Genomic DNA, 13,691 nt, shown 5'->3' on the forward strand with positions numbered 1-13,691 from the left:
GGAATTAACAGGACAAGGAATATAAGTTAAATGGCACGCGCAAAGTTTGAAAGAAATAAACCCCACGTTAACATCGGTACCATTGGTCACGTTGATCATGGTAAAACAACCCTAACTGCTGCAATTACGATGACTTTGGCAGCAATCGGTCAGGCAGATGCTAAAAAGTATGCCGATATTGATGCTGCTCCTGAAGAAAAAGCTCGTGGTATTACGATCAATACTGCTCACGTTGAATATCAAACTGAGGAGCGTCATTATGCTCACGTTGACTGTCCAGGGCATGCTGACTATGTTAAAAATATGATTACTGGTGCGGCTCAAATGGATGGTGCTATCCTTTTAGTCTCAGCAGCAGACGGTCCTGAACCTCAAACTCGCGAACACATTCTTCTAGCTCGCCAAGTTGGAGTACCTAACTTAGTTGTCTTTTTGAATAAAGAAGATCAAATGGAAGGTGAAGAAGAACTAGTCGAACTAGTTGAACTTGAAGTTCGGGAATTGCTATCTTCCTATGATTTTGATGGAGATAATATTCCAATTATCAAAGGTTCCGCACTCAAGGCTGTTGAGGCTTTGACTGCTAACCCCAAGATTCAAAAAGGTCAAGACCCTTGGGTTGATAAGATTCACGCCCTAATGGCTGCTGTTGATGCTTATATTCCTACCCCTGAACGGGCTGTCGATAAACCCTTCTTGATGGCGGTGGAAGATGTATTTACAATTACTGGTCGTGGTACTGTTGCTACTGGCAGAATTGAAAGAGGAAAAGTCAAGATTAACGAAACCGTTGAATTAATTGGTCTTCGTGAAACTCGAACTACTGCAGTAACTGGGATCGAAATGTTCAAGAAAAGTCTTGAAGAAGGTTTGGCTGGTGATAATGCTGGCTTACTATTGCGCGGTATGAAAAAAGAGGATATTGAAAGAGGCATGGTAATTGCTAAGCCTGGCTCAATTACTCCTCATACTGAATTTGAAGCTCAAGTTTATATTCTTCAGGAAAAAGAAGGTGGGCGTAAAACTCCTTTCTTCCCTGGTTATCGTCCTCAATTTTATGTACGTACTACTGACGTAACTGGTACTATCAAAGCATTTACAGCCGATGATGGAGCAGATGCAGAAATGGTAATGCCCGGAGACCGCATTAAAATGACAGTTGAGCTTATCAACCCTATTGCGATCGAAAATGAAATGCGTTTTGCAATTAGAGAAGGTGGAAGAACTGTTGGTTCAGGTGTAGTTACCAAGATCATTAAGTAGTCAAATTATCTGAGTTAATCCTATTAATTTATTGGTGCTGTGGGGACTTTACCTTACGGCACTATTTATTTTTTAGTTTATTTTTTGACAGATGTATTTTGACAAGCTTATTTTGAGAAATATATGCTTAGCCTTATTGCTAATAATCTATCTGATACTCAGACGATCGCTAGAATCATTGCAAATTTATTAGAAGCAGGTTCTGTTTTATTATTACAGGGTAATCTGGGTAGCGGCAAAACTACATTTATCAAGGAACTAGCTGCATCTTTAGGGGTAAAAGCATTGGTCACAAGTCCAACTTTTACAATTATTGATGAGTACGATTGTGGTAGATTGCCTCTGTATCACATGGATTTATATAGACTCAGTAACCAAGAGGTGAATGAACTACATTTACAAGAGTATTGGCGGGGAATTGATTTTCCTTTGGGGATCGTAGCGATCGAGTGGGCGGAAAGATTAGAACTATTACCTGAAACATATTTAAGTTTAAACTTCTCTCTTCTTGAGGGTAGCGATCGCCGTAGGATCGTTATTTCCGCTAAAGGTGAGCAGTACCTCAAGATCATTTCATGTCAACGCTTATTGGATTTTAATGTTTGAAATTATCATGTCACAACCACTGATTCAATGGTATCCGGGGCATATTGCAAAAGCAGAAAAAGCCTTATCTGAGCAATTAAAACGTGTAGACGTGGTAATCGAGGTGAGAGATGCACGGATTCCCATTGCCAGCACTCACCCCAAAATTGCTACTTGGACTGAAGGGCGTAGTCATCTTTTAGTCATGAATCGCCTTGATATGATTTCTGGATTACATCAAAAGCAGTTGCAAAGATGGTTTAACCAACAAGAGCAGGAGGTATTTTTTACCAATGCCAAGGATGGAGACGGCATTAAGCAATTATTGAAGGCGGCACAGGTGGCGGGGATTAGGGTTAATGAGCGCAGGCACAGTCGAGGGATGTTACCCCGACCTGTAAGAGCGGCGGTAATTGGATTTCCCAATGTTGGTAAGTCGGCATTGATTAATCGGCTGCTAAATCGGAGGGTAGCAGAAAGTTCTAACCGCCCCGGAGTTACTCGGCAATTACGCTGGATCAGGATTTCCGATGCCATTGAACTTTTAGATACGCCGGGTAATTTACCATCTCTATTGGGAGATCAAGATGCGGCAGTGAAATTGGCAATTTGTGATGATATTGGACAGGCTGCCTATGACAATGTTTTGATTGCGGCGGCGGCGGTGGATAAATTTAAGGAAATTGGCGTGCCTTTACATATCAAGTATGGAATCTCGGCAAAGGAACTTAGCGGGATGGAATATATTGAAGCTGTAGCTAAGAGCGATCGCTATAATGGTGATTTTAAAAGAGTTGCCGATTTAATTTTGCATGATTTTAGAAAAGGTAGGCTTGGTGCAATTGCCCTTGAGTATCCATTTACAGAAATATAAATATCAGACTAGAAGTCATACTCTACATAAGTGCATAAATTTAGTTGTTTGAGGGATTAGTTGAAAAATTACTTGATAAATTACCTAAGGTGTTGACAGCTACAAAATAAACTTAAAAGTTTTGCTAACTTCAAGGTAGGTAAATCATAGTAACTTTTATTAACAGTAATTAACCCAAATTTTATAAGCAGGAGCCGACCAGTTTGATCCCTCTTAGCCTTCTCATTATTGCTAATAATACTAATCTTAGTTCCTTACTAAGTTGGCACTTACAACAGGTTGGTTATTCTGTATATCAAAGTTTAAATTTAGGGCAGGCAAGGTCACTTTTACCTCAGTATCAGCCCAGCATCACGATCCTAGATTTAGATATATCTGATGAAAGCCTAGAGTTCTGTTATTGGTTGGCTAAACAAAAACGTACCATCATATTTCTAATCTCGAGCCGTAGTTCCGAAATGCAAATAGTTGCCGGGTTAAAAGCGGGAGCAGATGACTTTTTAGCTAAACCCTTTGGGATTCAAGAGTTTCTAGCACGGGTGGAAGTTCTTTCTCGCCGCATTAAAGTTGCAAGTTCATCTACATATTTAGACTACGGACATTTGAAAATTGATCTAGTGCAGCGTAGAGTACGCCTTAAGGGGAGCATAATTGACTTAACACCCCAAGAGTTTGTATTGCTGTATGTGCTGGCTCAGGCAGAGGGTGAACCTATTAGTCGTAGTGAACTTTTACAAAAAGCATGGCCCGATGAAGTTAATAATCCTCGGACTGTTGATACCCATATTCTATCTTTGCGTAAGAAGGTGGAACTTGATCCCCAACAACCACGCTTAATTCAAACCGTGCGGAATGTGGGCTATCGATTTAATTTAGAGGCAATTTTAGGACGGTCACCTTCCCAGCGTGCAGCAGCTAATAATGCTTCTCCGCTATCACCTGACTTGTCTCGGCTAGGGGCAAAGTTACAGTTACGGTAGTTTTTACTCCAAGGTCACTATAAATTTGCATATCACCACCATAGAGTTTGACTAAAATTTTTGCGATCGCTAAACCTAAGCCTGTACCCTGCTGCTCATAAACTTTGCGATTAAATTGAATATAGGCAGCGATGTTATTAATCTGTGTTGGAGTCATACCTCTACCATAATCTGTAAAGGTAATAAACATAGAGTCGCGATCACAGGTGGAAATTACTTCAATGGCAGTCTCAGGATTAGAAAATTTAAGGCAATTGTCCATAATTTCTTCAATAATTTTACTGAGTCGGATTTTAGAAATTCGCACTTTAGCATCAGTAAGATGGAGATGGAGATCGGCTAATCTGCCTGCGGTTTGAGCCTTAAGCCGAGATGAATTGGCAATTACCTCTTGGGCATATGTGCTTTGATCGGTAATGATAGTTTTCTTATTGGCAAGAATTTCGAGTTCAGCATATAGTAAAAAATTTTGAATTACCCGATATAAGATTTGGGCAGACTCATAAATACCATCAGCCATTTCCTTAAGGTCTGGTTGATCCTGCAATTCCTCGGCTAAAAGCTCAGAAAATCCCATGATGCCATTTAAAGGAGTTCTGAGTTCGTGGGGTAAGGCACGGCTGATATTGGTACGAATAGTGTCAACTTCTGATTTGAGTTTTTGATCAATATATGACTTTTTCTTCAGTCTGGCTGTGACTATAGCAATTAGATCGTGAACTGCAAAGGGTTTTGTTAGGTAATCATCTGCCCCAAGATTCATGCCTTTTCTAACTTGGGTTGGATCATTGTAGGCGGTGAGAAAAATAAAGGGAATAGTAGCAGTACTATCATGTTCTTGCATGGCAGCTAAGGTAGAGTAACCATCCATAACTGGCATGGAAACATCACAAATAACTAGATCTGGCAATTCGGCTGTGGCAATTTCTATGCCCTGCTTACCATCGGCGGCACCTATGACTTCAAAGCCTTCTAAACTTAAGACTTCTATAATTTCTTCCCTTAGGCTTGATATATCTTCAATTACTAAAATCTTTGGCATGGAGCATAGAAACTTAAGTCTGGATTGGCAAATCTATCAGTAAATATTAAAACATGGTACCAAGAAGGCGTAGGAATTATATTAATTTTGGAGCTATATTATTTTTTTAGATGCCAAGCGATCGCCTGTAAACCCAACCGATAGCTATGAACCCCAAATCCGCTAATTTGTCCAATTGCCACAGGAGCAATAAAAGAATGATGGCGGAACTCTTCCCTTTGATAGACGTTACTTAAATGTACTTCTACGGTGGGAATACTTACCGCAGCGATCGCATCTCGTAATGCCACACTAGTATGGGTAAAGGCTCCAGGGTTGAACACAATTCCATCCTTACATTGCCATGCCCTATGAATTGCATCAATTAATACACCTTCGTGATTGGATTGGATAATTTCCAGATTTATTCCTAGCTCTTTTGCATCTTCGGTCAGAACTTGATTAATGGCTTCTAAGCTTAACTTACCGTAGATTTCTGGCTCTCGCCGACCGAGCATATTGAGGTTAGCACCATGTAGGAGGAGAATTTCCATGAAAGAAATAAAAGATGTTAATACTTGAGTTTATATCCTTGGTTTTAGATTTAAGAATTTGGATTTAAAATTTAAAGTAGTCTTAAAATCTTTTTAGATAAAGCAATTTGACCAGTACTAAATCCCGCTTCCTCTAAATAATTCAGAAACTCGGTATCCGCATATCTGCTATCTAAGTTAATTGCTTGTTTAAATATTTGCTTTGCCCAAGTGCGATCGCCCTGATCCCAAGCAGCCAATGCCTTCGCAACTAAAGGATGGGGATTAGATGGTTCTAACTTGATAGCAATATCTGCATTTGCGATCGCCCAATTAAAAAAGCCCAACCGATGATATGCCAGACTAAGGTTATAGTAGGCAATTTCATTATCAGGTTTCAGAATCGCCGCCCAATTATGCACTCCGACGGCTGGAATTAAATCACCTTGCACAAGATAAACTATGCCTAAAGCATTACAAGCCTGCACCGAAAAAGGATTGATATATAAAGCTTGAAAAAGCGATCGCTCCGCTTGTTTGTGGTTTCCCGCTAAGTGTAATGTCCAGCCTAAAATAATTCTGCCATTAATATCCTGTGGTGCTAGTTTTACGGATTTTTCTAAGGCAGCGATCGCCTGCGGATAGAGTTTTTGATAACGATATGCCAATCCCTGCTGGCGGTAATAACTGACTGAGTTTTCTGCCCAACTAGTTTGAGTGACAAAGTGAGTTAAAAATATGCCCGTACAAGCAATCCTAATAAAAATTAGCTTTAGATATATTCTTAGCAAAGTATGAGAAATTGTAATTTACTCTAATGTATTCCAATATTTTTTGATCGCCTCTAGCAAAACCAACAACATCAAAACAGGGATCTCTTGAGATCAAGATTAGTTATACTGACCCTAGTTGAATGTTTAATCTTTTCAATGAAATTACCAAATGGCGATAGTTCAGAAATTTCTATGGAAAAAATTTTAGGGTATTGCTTAAACTTCAACCATGATAAGGGTAAAGATAAGGCAAGAGTAATTCAATCTAGGCTGGGTATCACTACTCAAAATGCCGATCGCTTATTTAACCTGATTCAGATTGCAGCAATTGAGGGCGAAGTAGGACAGGAAAGTAGCACGAAATTTGGGAAGGAATATAAAGTAGATTGGAAAATTCCTAATACAGAAAGTACTGAACTTCGGACTATTTGGGAAATAAGCTCAGAATCCATATATCCTCGTTTAATTAGTGCTTTTTTGAAGAGAGAAAAATAATGAAAACTCCACAGTTGCTTGATACGATCGCTATTGTAAAACCAATTTCTATCGATAGACTTTCATTGATGGAATCAGAATATGAATTTAATGGAACTTTACCCGTGGGATTAGTAGGTACGATTGTAAATATTCATGAGCATAATCGAGAGATTGATTATCTAGTGGAATTTGCGGATTCTGATGGATGTGAGTTTGCGATCGCCTATTTGCAAGCTAGTGAGTTTATTACTTTGCAATATGAGCTTACCGCAGCTTAAGGTTTTAAGGGTTATCTAATCACAATGCGATCTCCTATTTAAATAAATTAACCAATCCTAACTGTCTGAATTCCTTATGGCTTGGGATCTTAGCTTAAAACCAATTGTTGACTCAATTATTTTTTCCTTGATTTTATTAATATTGTCGCGACTTTGAATAGGAATATCTAAAACTTTTGCAAGTTTTTGTAAATCTGTTTTCTTAGAGTTTTTTAAAAGCTCTTCCGCTTCACTCCTTGAATGCGTTTTTTGCAATAGCTCTTCTAGCTTTATTAAATTAGTAGAAGCAACCTTGTCAATGTTTATCTCTTTTTTAGCTAAAGCTTTATCTTTTTCGACTACACTTCCAATTGTGAAATATTTCTTGCCATTTATAATATCTTGAATATCATTCTCAGAAAGAAGATCAAGAAGTTTAGTAAACTGTTGTAAAAGATTAGTAAAAATATTTTTATTCATTTTTCAAAATTCCAGATTTAGTAATAAACTGATCTGCAAAATCTTTGAGTTCTTGTACAATCTCTTTATGGGTGGGACTTGAAGGTTTAGTCAGTACTACTGGAATACCACGTTCAGGGGCATCAGCATAAATATTTTTATTGTCTCGTAATTTATCTTTAAAAATAGGTAGACCTAATTTTTGGTAGTGCATCAAGATGAGGTAGTATAGAGAAAAGAGATAGTAGATAAAGACATGGAATGCCTATTGTGTGGACATCATAAAGTTTATGGACATGGTACAACCAGCAAAGGCAACGTCAGGTATGAATGTCCTAAATGTAAGAAGACATTTGTGGAGACCTTGGATACGATTTACTATCATCGGCATATAGATGCAGAAAAGATTCATTTAGTCCTGCAAAGCCAAAGTGAAGGAGTAAGCTTACGAGGTATAGCAAGATTGAGTGGATTAGCATATAACACAGTGGTTAGCATAATTAGACAAGCCTCACAGAAAGCCCAAATGGTTCATAACCAAGAAGTTAAAGCAGTAGAGACAGAAGAAATCAGTAGTGATGAAATGTGGTCATTCGTAGGAAAAAACAGAAAAACTGCTTACCAACAGAACTTGAGTCAGGAGACTGTTGGATTGGGGTAAGCATAGGTAATGATAGTGGATTGATTTTAGCGGCAAGAGTAGGAAAACATACGGATGAATTAATTGAGGAGATAGTTAGGAAAGACCGATTGCCAGCATTGGAATACTGATGGGTGGGGAGGATATGAGAGAGTGTTGGCAGAATATGTAGAACACTATATCGGCAAAGATCGCACTCAAAGAATAGAGAGAACGAATGGTATTTTAAGGCAACAGACAGGTAGATTTCATCGACGACAGCATAAATTCAGCAAGTTATGGGAGTGGACTGAAATAGCAGTCAGATTATTAGTCACATTTTTTAATTGGATATGGATTCACTCTCGAAAAAAGACAACTGCTGCCCAGAGAGCTAATTTAACCAATAGAAAGTGGACTTGGGATAATATTTGCACCTACTCTACTTTACTTTGACGCACTACCGTCTTATATTTGCACCACCAAGTTGAGTCGCCAGTTCGAGATCAACATTAATAAGTCCAAGATTAGATGGAATAAGATCTAATCTACCGCCATTACCACTCTTCTTAATTTCTGTATTTACAGTTTCAGGAGTAGTTACTAAAGATTCAAGCGAAAAAGCCCCTTGCTGAGTGATTGCGTCAAACCACTTCTTAATGGTTTTTGAGCTAGCATACTCCTGTTGCCAGACTTCGGGCTTTATAAATGAAAAGGTAAGGCTTGCCTGAGCATCCATATCAAGTAACAAAACTCGGTAGCCAAGCCAAGCTAACTCAGACGCAAGGTTTGCTGTGATAGATGTTTTACCAACACCACCTTTATAATTTATAACTGAGGTAACTTGCATGAGCGGATTATGTAGTATCAACTTAATAATATCCCTATAAGTTCTTTTTAAGCAGCAATCTATTGACAAGCAATCTCTGGAATACCTACCCTTTCTTTAGCGTGTTCAATTGTCATACCGCAAGGCTAACCATCTTCACCTAGCGGATGCAGCCTTGTTTGAACCCCAAAAAATCTTGTGGGGCGGATTCAGTTGTCTTGAGGATATTTCAGATCATTAAGCCAGCGCAAAAGTATCAAACCAGTTAGGACAAATTACGGTATGCCTTTGCCACTAAATAGTCTTCCCTAAAGGTAACATTCATAGCCTCGTCACCCTTTTGCCAGCTTACAATTACCGCATTGTCCCCAAACTTAGGAGCAAAACCTAGAGGTACTCCTTCTCCCCCCAGAATATTGACAACTTGGCGATAGGACATCCCTCGTGATAGACACACATAGTTTTGTTTACTAACTCCTGACCAACTACACCGAGAAGCTGGGGTATCTAGAGCCTGATCGTAGTGCTGCTTAGGTAAATTGGCAACGTTGAATGATGGGGCTGATAGCATATCCACAGAAGTAATCACTAAAAATGATAGCAGGGCGAAGATGATCACATCTTCAATTACAGCCTTAAATAGGTTGCGTTTATGACGGCGTTTTTGTTCTGCTACTCGATTTTGTACCCATTCCTCCCAAGGAAAAGTATCTACCCAATTGATGGCGGTAATAAACTGATCTTTGGCAAAATTAGCAGTAAGAGCTAAAGCGGTTTTAGGGTTACGGATCGCTAGTTTTGTTCCTGTTTGGACATTTTGCTGCACCTCAGGGCTGGTAATCCAAGTTCTAAGCCCTCGGACTAAATTACCAAAGGTACGACGGAGAACTAAGCCTGCCCCAGATTTCCGATGGGAATAGGGAGCGATCGCCGAGGCAGAAGTATAGGGTAAATCAAACCCTGCACTGAGAATAGTTTCATCATGATTTAAGTCAACTAGTTCCAGCTCTACTCTCCGAACTTCTACTAAAGGCAAGCGCAGGAGAAATGCTTCCAAATTTTGGGTGAAAATATTAGCTCTTGTGCGATCGCTATTGCTATTAATTAGGGCAAAGGAAATCAGTAATGTTTTTTGCTCAAGCTTGCACAGAGTTTGTTCAGGTGCAACTAGATCGATATAATCTGAGGCAAAACTAGTAAGAACGTGCTGAAACTTTTGCCAAGACACCCTATCTTCTAAATTTAGCTTTACTGTTTTCATATCTCCGAGCCTATAACTTGCATATACTTGATTTATTAACTATCGGCGGTACTCTTAATTCCTTGATTAAACGCTGACTAGTCAATAATACCCAAACTCTTTCAGTTCATATCATGACCTTTATCTCAGAACTAAATCTGATCCTCCGCGCCCGTTACCCCATTTTATATATACCATCGCCTGAAGAGGAGCGAGTAGAAAGCGCAGTGCAGGATGTTGCTAAGCAATTAGGGCGTAAGGTTTATATTTGGGATTTTGTGGATGGCTATCAAGGCGAAACGGCGGTAGGAAAACGTAATCCTTTGCAGGCTTTAGAATTTATTGAAAAAATTACGGTTGGGGCTGTGTTTATTCTCCGTGACTTTGATCGTTTTTTGGATGATATTGCGATCGCCCGTAAGCTTAGAAATTTACAAAGACATTTAAAAGGGCAGTCCCAAAATATTACAATCCTGTCGCCACAGGTCACAATTCCCGAACAACTTACCGAAGTAATTACGGTTTTAGAGTTTCCACTACCCCAAGCTGCTGAAATTCGCCAAGAAATCAGCCAAATCTTGAAGAATCTTAATCAAGAGTCCAATCCTAAGGTTATTGATGACTTAGTAAGAGCCAGTCAAGGTTTATCCTTAGAACGCATTCGACGGGTTTTAGCAAAGGCGATCGCCGAACATGGAGAATTAACACCCGAAGATGTGGAATTAATCTTGGCAGAAAAACGGCAGACCATTCGCCAGACCCAAATTTTAGAGTTTTATCCTTCCACTGCCGAAATTAGTGATATTGGCGGTTTGGATAATCTCAAGGAATGGTTACTAAGGCGAGGTAATGCTTTTTCAGAACGGGCAAGGCAGTATGGTTTACCCCATCCCAAGGGTTTACTATTAGCAGGAATTCAAGGAACGGGCAAATCTTTAACAGCCAAAGCCATCGCCCACCATTGGCATTTACCCTTACTACGTTTAGATGTGGGCAGATTATTTGCAGGCTTAGTGGGCGAAAGTGAATCCCGAACTAGACAAATGATTCAACTGGCAGAGGCATTGTCCCCTTGCGTATTATGGATTGATGAAATTGATAAAGCTTTTTCTAGTAACTCCGATGGGCGCGGCGATTCTGGTACCACTGGACGGGTATTTGGAACGCTTTTAACTTGGATGGCAGAAAAAAACTCTCCTGTCTTTATCGTGGCAACTGCTAATAATATCCGTCAACTCCCCCCTGAGCTTTTGCGTAAAGGTCGGTTTGATGAGGTGTTTTTTGTCGGGCTTCCTACTCAGTCTGAACGAGAACAGATTTTTACAGTCCACCTAACTAAATTTCGCCCCTTAAATTTACGTAACTATGACTGCGATCGCCTCGCATACGAAACCCCTAACTTTTCGGGTGCGGAAATCGAACAGGCAATTATTGAAGCAATGCACCTAGGATTTAGCCAAAATCGTGACTTTACCACCGAAGATATTTTAGAAGCAGTCAGCCAAATTGTTCCCCTTGCCCAAACTGCCCAAAAGGAAATTCAACTCCTCCAAGAATGGGCAGCCTCTGGTAAAGCTCGGCTTGCTTCAAGACAGAATCTGCTTAATTCATAGAGAAAAACCTAATTCCCTGTAATAACTTAGTTATCTACTTATATTTATAAAAATGCCATTCCATCAGCATTTCTAAGTTATAAAGAATACCCAATTCAAACAAATTCTGAGTTAATATTTCTTTAGGAAAAAGAAGTAAACTATGTCGAAAATAATTGATGGAGAAGGCTTAGAGGAACAAAGAAGTGGGATTACTTGGTATGAAGATTCGAGTGATCCAGTAATTCGTGATCCAGCTCTATCACAAGCTAGTTCAGTTTGGCGCGGTGCTAATGAGATTTCATTCAAGTTACTTCGATGTGTTGAAGCGATGCGGGATCTCTCAAAAAGTATGGAAAGCCTATCCAAACTTGATGATCCTAATACCGATAAGAGATTAGTAAAGCAACTTTCATCACCACTTTATTCATTAGCTACTGGTATTAAAGATATGTTTAATGAACTAGAAAGTAATGTTAAAAACTATATTGAAATAGACCCTCAACAGCTTAAATTTCTTATCAATAAAAAAGAGCGATTTTTAGCAAATGTCCCATTAGACAATAAAAGTGATTTACGAATTGTTAGAGACAAGATTGATTCTCACATAGACAAAGTTGCAGTAAATGAGCCAGAAGAATATTGGAAAAAAGTAGATCTACGATCCTTCTTAGAGTGGATAGGAATTTGTTTAGTAGAAGTTTTTGAACTACTTTATCTAGATGTTTATAGTTGGGAAAGGGAAAGTGGACATCCTGAGATATGGAGTTTAATGATGGTTGATGAAAAGCTAGTTGACTTCTATATGCAGAATGGCGAGCCAGAATCAATAGTAAATGTAACCTTAGTAAAATCGCCAAAGTATGGAGTAATGAGGGAAATCGAAACTTTTGCAAGTCTGTTTAATAAGGTGGCTAGTAAATGTGAGGGTATGAGCTTAATAGAGATTATTGAAAACAAAACATTATAAGTTCTAAAGGGATACATGAGGCATCAGTCGATCGCTTGGCACCATTAGGCAAAGTAAACCGTGTACTAGAGTTAGAGTCAAATCCGATTCCCATACCGTCAATATCTGTCCAATTTGCTAATTGCTGGTTTAACTTACAAATTACGATTACCAGTCTCTGCGCCCGTGGGTGGCATATTTATTTATTCTTGTGCTTCTTGGGTTACTTATAGTGCGATTATAGCTACTGTATTTTATCCAAGTCTTTACAAATTGCTTGCTTAGACTTTAATCCAATTCTAAAATAGCTCCTAGAAGCTTTCTTGCAAATTTAACATAGCAAATTAATGACCGTACCTCCATCTACCGCATCCTTACCTATTCCTGTAATCGTGGCGGGAGCAACAGGTAAAATGGGACGAGAAACCATCAAGGCGATCGCTAAATCCCCAGACTTAACCCTAATTGGCGCAACAGGTCGTACCCATATTGGCGAAGATATTGGAGAAGTAGTAGGCTGTGGCGAGTTGGAAATTCCTGTGACCAATGATTTAGAGATTTTATTAGCACAGGGAGCGCAAGAAAAACAGTTGGCGGTAATGGTCGATTTTACCCATCCTAGCCTTGTCTATGACCATATTCGCTCTAGTATTGCCTATGGCGTGCGCCCAGTAGTAGGGACAACGGGATTAAGTGAGTCGGAATTACAAGAATTAGCTGCCTTTGCCGATAAAGCTAGTACGGGTTGCCTCATTGTGCCAAATTTTTCTATTGGTATGGTTCTACTCCAACAGGCGGCGATCGCTGCGGCTAAATATTTCGATCATGTGGAAATTATTGAACTGCACCACAACCAAAAAGCTGATGCGCCCAGTGGTACATCTTTACAAACAGCCCAAATGTTAGCGGAACTGGGACAAACCTTTAATACTTCCAATGCCTCCGAAACCGAACATATCGCTGGAGCCAGAGGAGCTTTATTTGCTGAAAATATTCGTATTCATAGCATACGTTTACCAGGACTAATTGCCCATCAAGAGGTGATTTTTGGAGCCTTGGGAGAAACCTACAGACTGAAACACGATACAAGCGATCGCAGTTGTTATATGGCGGGAGTATTACTGGGAATCCGTAGGATTATTCACCTTAAGCAGTTAGTCTATGGCATCGAGAAGCTACTTTAGGTAAATAACTGGAGATAATCTATTTATTCTCTAATAAATCTGTGATATAAATACTT

16 protein-coding genes and 1 pseudogene are annotated in these 13,691 nt (G+C 39.4%); 10 read left to right on the plus strand and 7 right to left on the minus strand.

Features of this window, described 5'->3' with window-relative positions; genetic code table 11:
• Positions 1 to 30: 30 nt before the first annotated feature.
• From tuf to SYN7502_RS12120, 4 genes are all read left to right on the plus strand, one after another.
• Positions 31 to 1,263 carry an elongation factor Tu gene (gene tuf / locus SYN7502_RS12105; RefSeq protein ID WP_015169097.1) on the plus strand — a complete coding sequence of 411 codons (1,233 nt, stop codon included), beginning with the start codon at positions 31 to 33 and terminating at the stop codon, positions 1,261 to 1,263.
• A 123-nt stretch (positions 1,264 to 1,386) separates the two neighbouring features.
• Positions 1,387 to 1,869 carry a tRNA (adenosine(37)-N6)-threonylcarbamoyltransferase complex ATPase subunit type 1 TsaE gene (tsaE, locus tag SYN7502_RS12110; RefSeq protein WP_015169098.1) on the plus strand — a complete coding sequence of 161 codons (483 nt, stop codon included), beginning with the start codon at positions 1,387 to 1,389 and terminating at the stop codon, positions 1,867 to 1,869.
• Between the two features lie 7 nt (positions 1,870 to 1,876).
• Positions 1,877 to 2,722 carry a ribosome biogenesis GTPase YlqF gene (gene ylqF / locus SYN7502_RS12115; protein WP_041430155.1) on the plus strand — a complete coding sequence of 282 codons (846 nt, stop codon included), beginning with the start codon at positions 1,877 to 1,879 and terminating at the stop codon, positions 2,720 to 2,722.
• A 203-nt stretch (positions 2,723 to 2,925) separates the two neighbouring features.
• The gene (locus SYN7502_RS12120; RefSeq protein WP_015169100.1) at positions 2,926 to 3,702 is read left to right on the plus strand and encodes a response regulator transcription factor; all 777 of its coding nucleotides are present in this window, start codon (positions 2,926 to 2,928) and stop codon (positions 3,700 to 3,702) included.
• On the opposite strand, the gene SYN7502_RS12125 is transcribed toward SYN7502_RS12120, so the two are convergent.
• The 3 genes from SYN7502_RS12125 to SYN7502_RS12135 form a co-directional block, all read right to left on the minus strand.
• The gene (locus tag SYN7502_RS12125) at positions 3,638 to 4,744 is read right to left on the minus strand and encodes a hybrid sensor histidine kinase/response regulator (protein WP_015169101.1); all 1,107 of its coding nucleotides are present in this window, start codon (positions 4,742 to 4,744) and stop codon (positions 3,638 to 3,640) included. The genes SYN7502_RS12120 and SYN7502_RS12125 overlap by 65 nt on opposite strands.
• Positions 4,745 to 4,842: 98 nt before the next feature.
• Positions 4,843 to 5,277: a type II 3-dehydroquinate dehydratase gene (aroQ, locus tag SYN7502_RS12130; RefSeq protein ID WP_015169102.1), complete on the minus strand. Its 435-nt coding sequence runs from the start codon at positions 5,275 to 5,277 to the stop codon at positions 4,843 to 4,845.
• 71 nt (positions 5,278 to 5,348) lie between these two features.
• Positions 5,349 to 6,047, minus strand: coding sequence for a tetratricopeptide repeat protein (locus SYN7502_RS12135; RefSeq protein ID WP_015169103.1), 699 nt, complete (start codon positions 6,045 to 6,047; stop codon positions 5,349 to 5,351).
• 138 nt (positions 6,048 to 6,185) lie between these two features.
• Between SYN7502_RS12135 and SYN7502_RS12140 the strand changes: the two genes are divergently transcribed.
• Complete coding sequence (locus SYN7502_RS12140) at positions 6,186 to 6,524, plus strand: DUF6883 domain-containing protein (RefSeq protein WP_015169104.1); 339 nt, start codon at positions 6,186 to 6,188, stop codon at positions 6,522 to 6,524.
• Positions 6,524 to 6,784: a DUF4926 domain-containing protein gene (locus tag SYN7502_RS12145; protein WP_015169105.1), complete on the plus strand. Its 261-nt coding sequence runs from the start codon at positions 6,524 to 6,526 to the stop codon at positions 6,782 to 6,784. Before SYN7502_RS12140 ends, SYN7502_RS12145 begins: the two co-directional genes overlap by 1 nt.
• Before the next feature lie 57 nt (positions 6,785 to 6,841).
• Here SYN7502_RS12145 and SYN7502_RS12150 read toward each other — a convergent pair whose 3' ends face one another.
• Positions 6,842 to 7,243, minus strand: a complete 402-nt coding sequence (locus SYN7502_RS12150; protein WP_015169106.1) for a hypothetical protein — start codon at positions 7,241 to 7,243, stop codon at positions 6,842 to 6,844.
• On the minus strand, positions 7,236 to 7,436 hold the full coding sequence (locus SYN7502_RS12155; RefSeq protein ID WP_041429442.1) for a hypothetical protein: 201 nt from the start codon (positions 7,434 to 7,436) through the stop codon (positions 7,236 to 7,238). Before SYN7502_RS12155 ends, SYN7502_RS12150 begins: the two co-directional genes overlap by 8 nt.
• Positions 7,437 to 7,478: 42 nt before the next feature.
• On the opposite strand from SYN7502_RS12155, the pseudogene SYN7502_RS19410 reads away from it, so the two are divergent.
• Positions 7,479 to 8,297, plus strand: a pseudogene (locus SYN7502_RS19410) (IS1 family transposase).
• Between the two features lie 4 nt (positions 8,298 to 8,301).
• Here the strand turns inward: SYN7502_RS19410 and SYN7502_RS12165 are convergent.
• Together SYN7502_RS12165 and SYN7502_RS12170 are read right to left on the minus strand one after the other, a co-directional pair.
• On the minus strand, positions 8,302 to 8,691 hold the full coding sequence (locus tag SYN7502_RS12165; RefSeq protein WP_015169107.1) for a ParA family protein: 390 nt from the start codon (positions 8,689 to 8,691) through the stop codon (positions 8,302 to 8,304).
• A 244-nt stretch (positions 8,692 to 8,935) separates the two neighbouring features.
• Positions 8,936 to 9,931: a hypothetical protein gene (locus tag SYN7502_RS12170; RefSeq protein ID WP_015169108.1), complete on the minus strand. Its 996-nt coding sequence runs from the start codon at positions 9,929 to 9,931 to the stop codon at positions 8,936 to 8,938.
• 113 nt (positions 9,932 to 10,044) lie between these two features.
• On the opposite strand from SYN7502_RS12170, the gene SYN7502_RS12175 reads away from it, so the two are divergent.
• The 3 genes from SYN7502_RS12175 to dapB all read left to right on the plus strand — a co-directional run bounded on the left by SYN7502_RS12175 (position 10,045) and on the right by dapB (position 13,635).
• Complete coding sequence (locus SYN7502_RS12175) at positions 10,045 to 11,523, plus strand: AAA family ATPase (RefSeq protein ID WP_015169109.1); 1,479 nt, start codon at positions 10,045 to 10,047, stop codon at positions 11,521 to 11,523.
• A gap of 142 nt (positions 11,524 to 11,665) precedes the next feature.
• Positions 11,666 to 12,472 carry a hypothetical protein gene (locus tag SYN7502_RS12180; protein WP_015169110.1) on the plus strand — a complete coding sequence of 269 codons (807 nt, stop codon included), beginning with the start codon at positions 11,666 to 11,668 and terminating at the stop codon, positions 12,470 to 12,472.
• A gap of 326 nt (positions 12,473 to 12,798) precedes the next feature.
• Positions 12,799 to 13,635, plus strand: coding sequence for a 4-hydroxy-tetrahydrodipicolinate reductase (gene dapB / locus SYN7502_RS12185; protein WP_015169111.1), 837 nt, complete (start codon positions 12,799 to 12,801; stop codon positions 13,633 to 13,635).
• Positions 13,636 to 13,691 lie beyond the last annotated feature (56 nt).

The organism is Synechococcus sp. PCC 7502, from assembly GCF_000317085.1.
Lineage (GTDB): Bacteria > Cyanobacteriota > Cyanobacteriia > Pseudanabaenales > Pseudanabaenaceae > PCC-7502.

Excerpts from the sequence above, each read along its gene's own strand:
- SYN7502_RS12170 (WP_015169108.1), bottom strand. The coding sequence starts at position 9,931 with ATGAAAACAGTAAAGCTAAATTTAGAAGATAGGGTGTCTTGGCAAAAG.
- aroQ (WP_015169102.1), bottom strand. The coding sequence starts at position 5,277 with ATGGAAATTCTCCTCCTACATGGTGCTAACCTCAATATGCTCGGTCGG.
- tuf (WP_015169097.1), top strand. The coding sequence starts at position 31 with ATGGCACGCGCAAAGTTTGAAAGAAATAAACCCCACGTTAACATCGGT.
- tsaE (WP_015169098.1), top strand. The coding sequence starts at position 1,387 with ATGCTTAGCCTTATTGCTAATAATCTATCTGATACTCAGACGATCGCT.
- SYN7502_RS12155 (WP_041429442.1), bottom strand. The coding sequence starts at position 7,436 with ATGCACTACCAAAAATTAGGTCTACCTATTTTTAAAGATAAATTACGA.
- SYN7502_RS12125 (WP_015169101.1), bottom strand. The coding sequence starts at position 4,744 with ATGCCAAAGATTTTAGTAATTGAAGATATATCAAGCCTAAGGGAAGAA.
- SYN7502_RS12150 (WP_015169106.1), bottom strand. The coding sequence starts at position 7,243 with ATGAATAAAAATATTTTTACTAATCTTTTACAACAGTTTACTAAACTT.
- SYN7502_RS12175 (WP_015169109.1), top strand. The coding sequence starts at position 10,045 with ATGACCTTTATCTCAGAACTAAATCTGATCCTCCGCGCCCGTTACCCC.
- SYN7502_RS12140 (WP_015169104.1), top strand. The coding sequence starts at position 6,186 with ATGAAATTACCAAATGGCGATAGTTCAGAAATTTCTATGGAAAAAATT.
- SYN7502_RS12165 (WP_015169107.1), bottom strand. The coding sequence starts at position 8,691 with ATGCAAGTTACCTCAGTTATAAATTATAAAGGTGGTGTTGGTAAAACA.
- ylqF (WP_041430155.1), top strand. The coding sequence starts at position 1,877 with ATGTCACAACCACTGATTCAATGGTATCCGGGGCATATTGCAAAAGCA.
- SYN7502_RS12145 (WP_015169105.1), top strand. The coding sequence starts at position 6,524 with ATGAAAACTCCACAGTTGCTTGATACGATCGCTATTGTAAAACCAATT.
- dapB (WP_015169111.1), top strand. The coding sequence starts at position 12,799 with ATGACCGTACCTCCATCTACCGCATCCTTACCTATTCCTGTAATCGTG.
- SYN7502_RS12180 (WP_015169110.1), top strand. The coding sequence starts at position 11,666 with ATGTCGAAAATAATTGATGGAGAAGGCTTAGAGGAACAAAGAAGTGGG.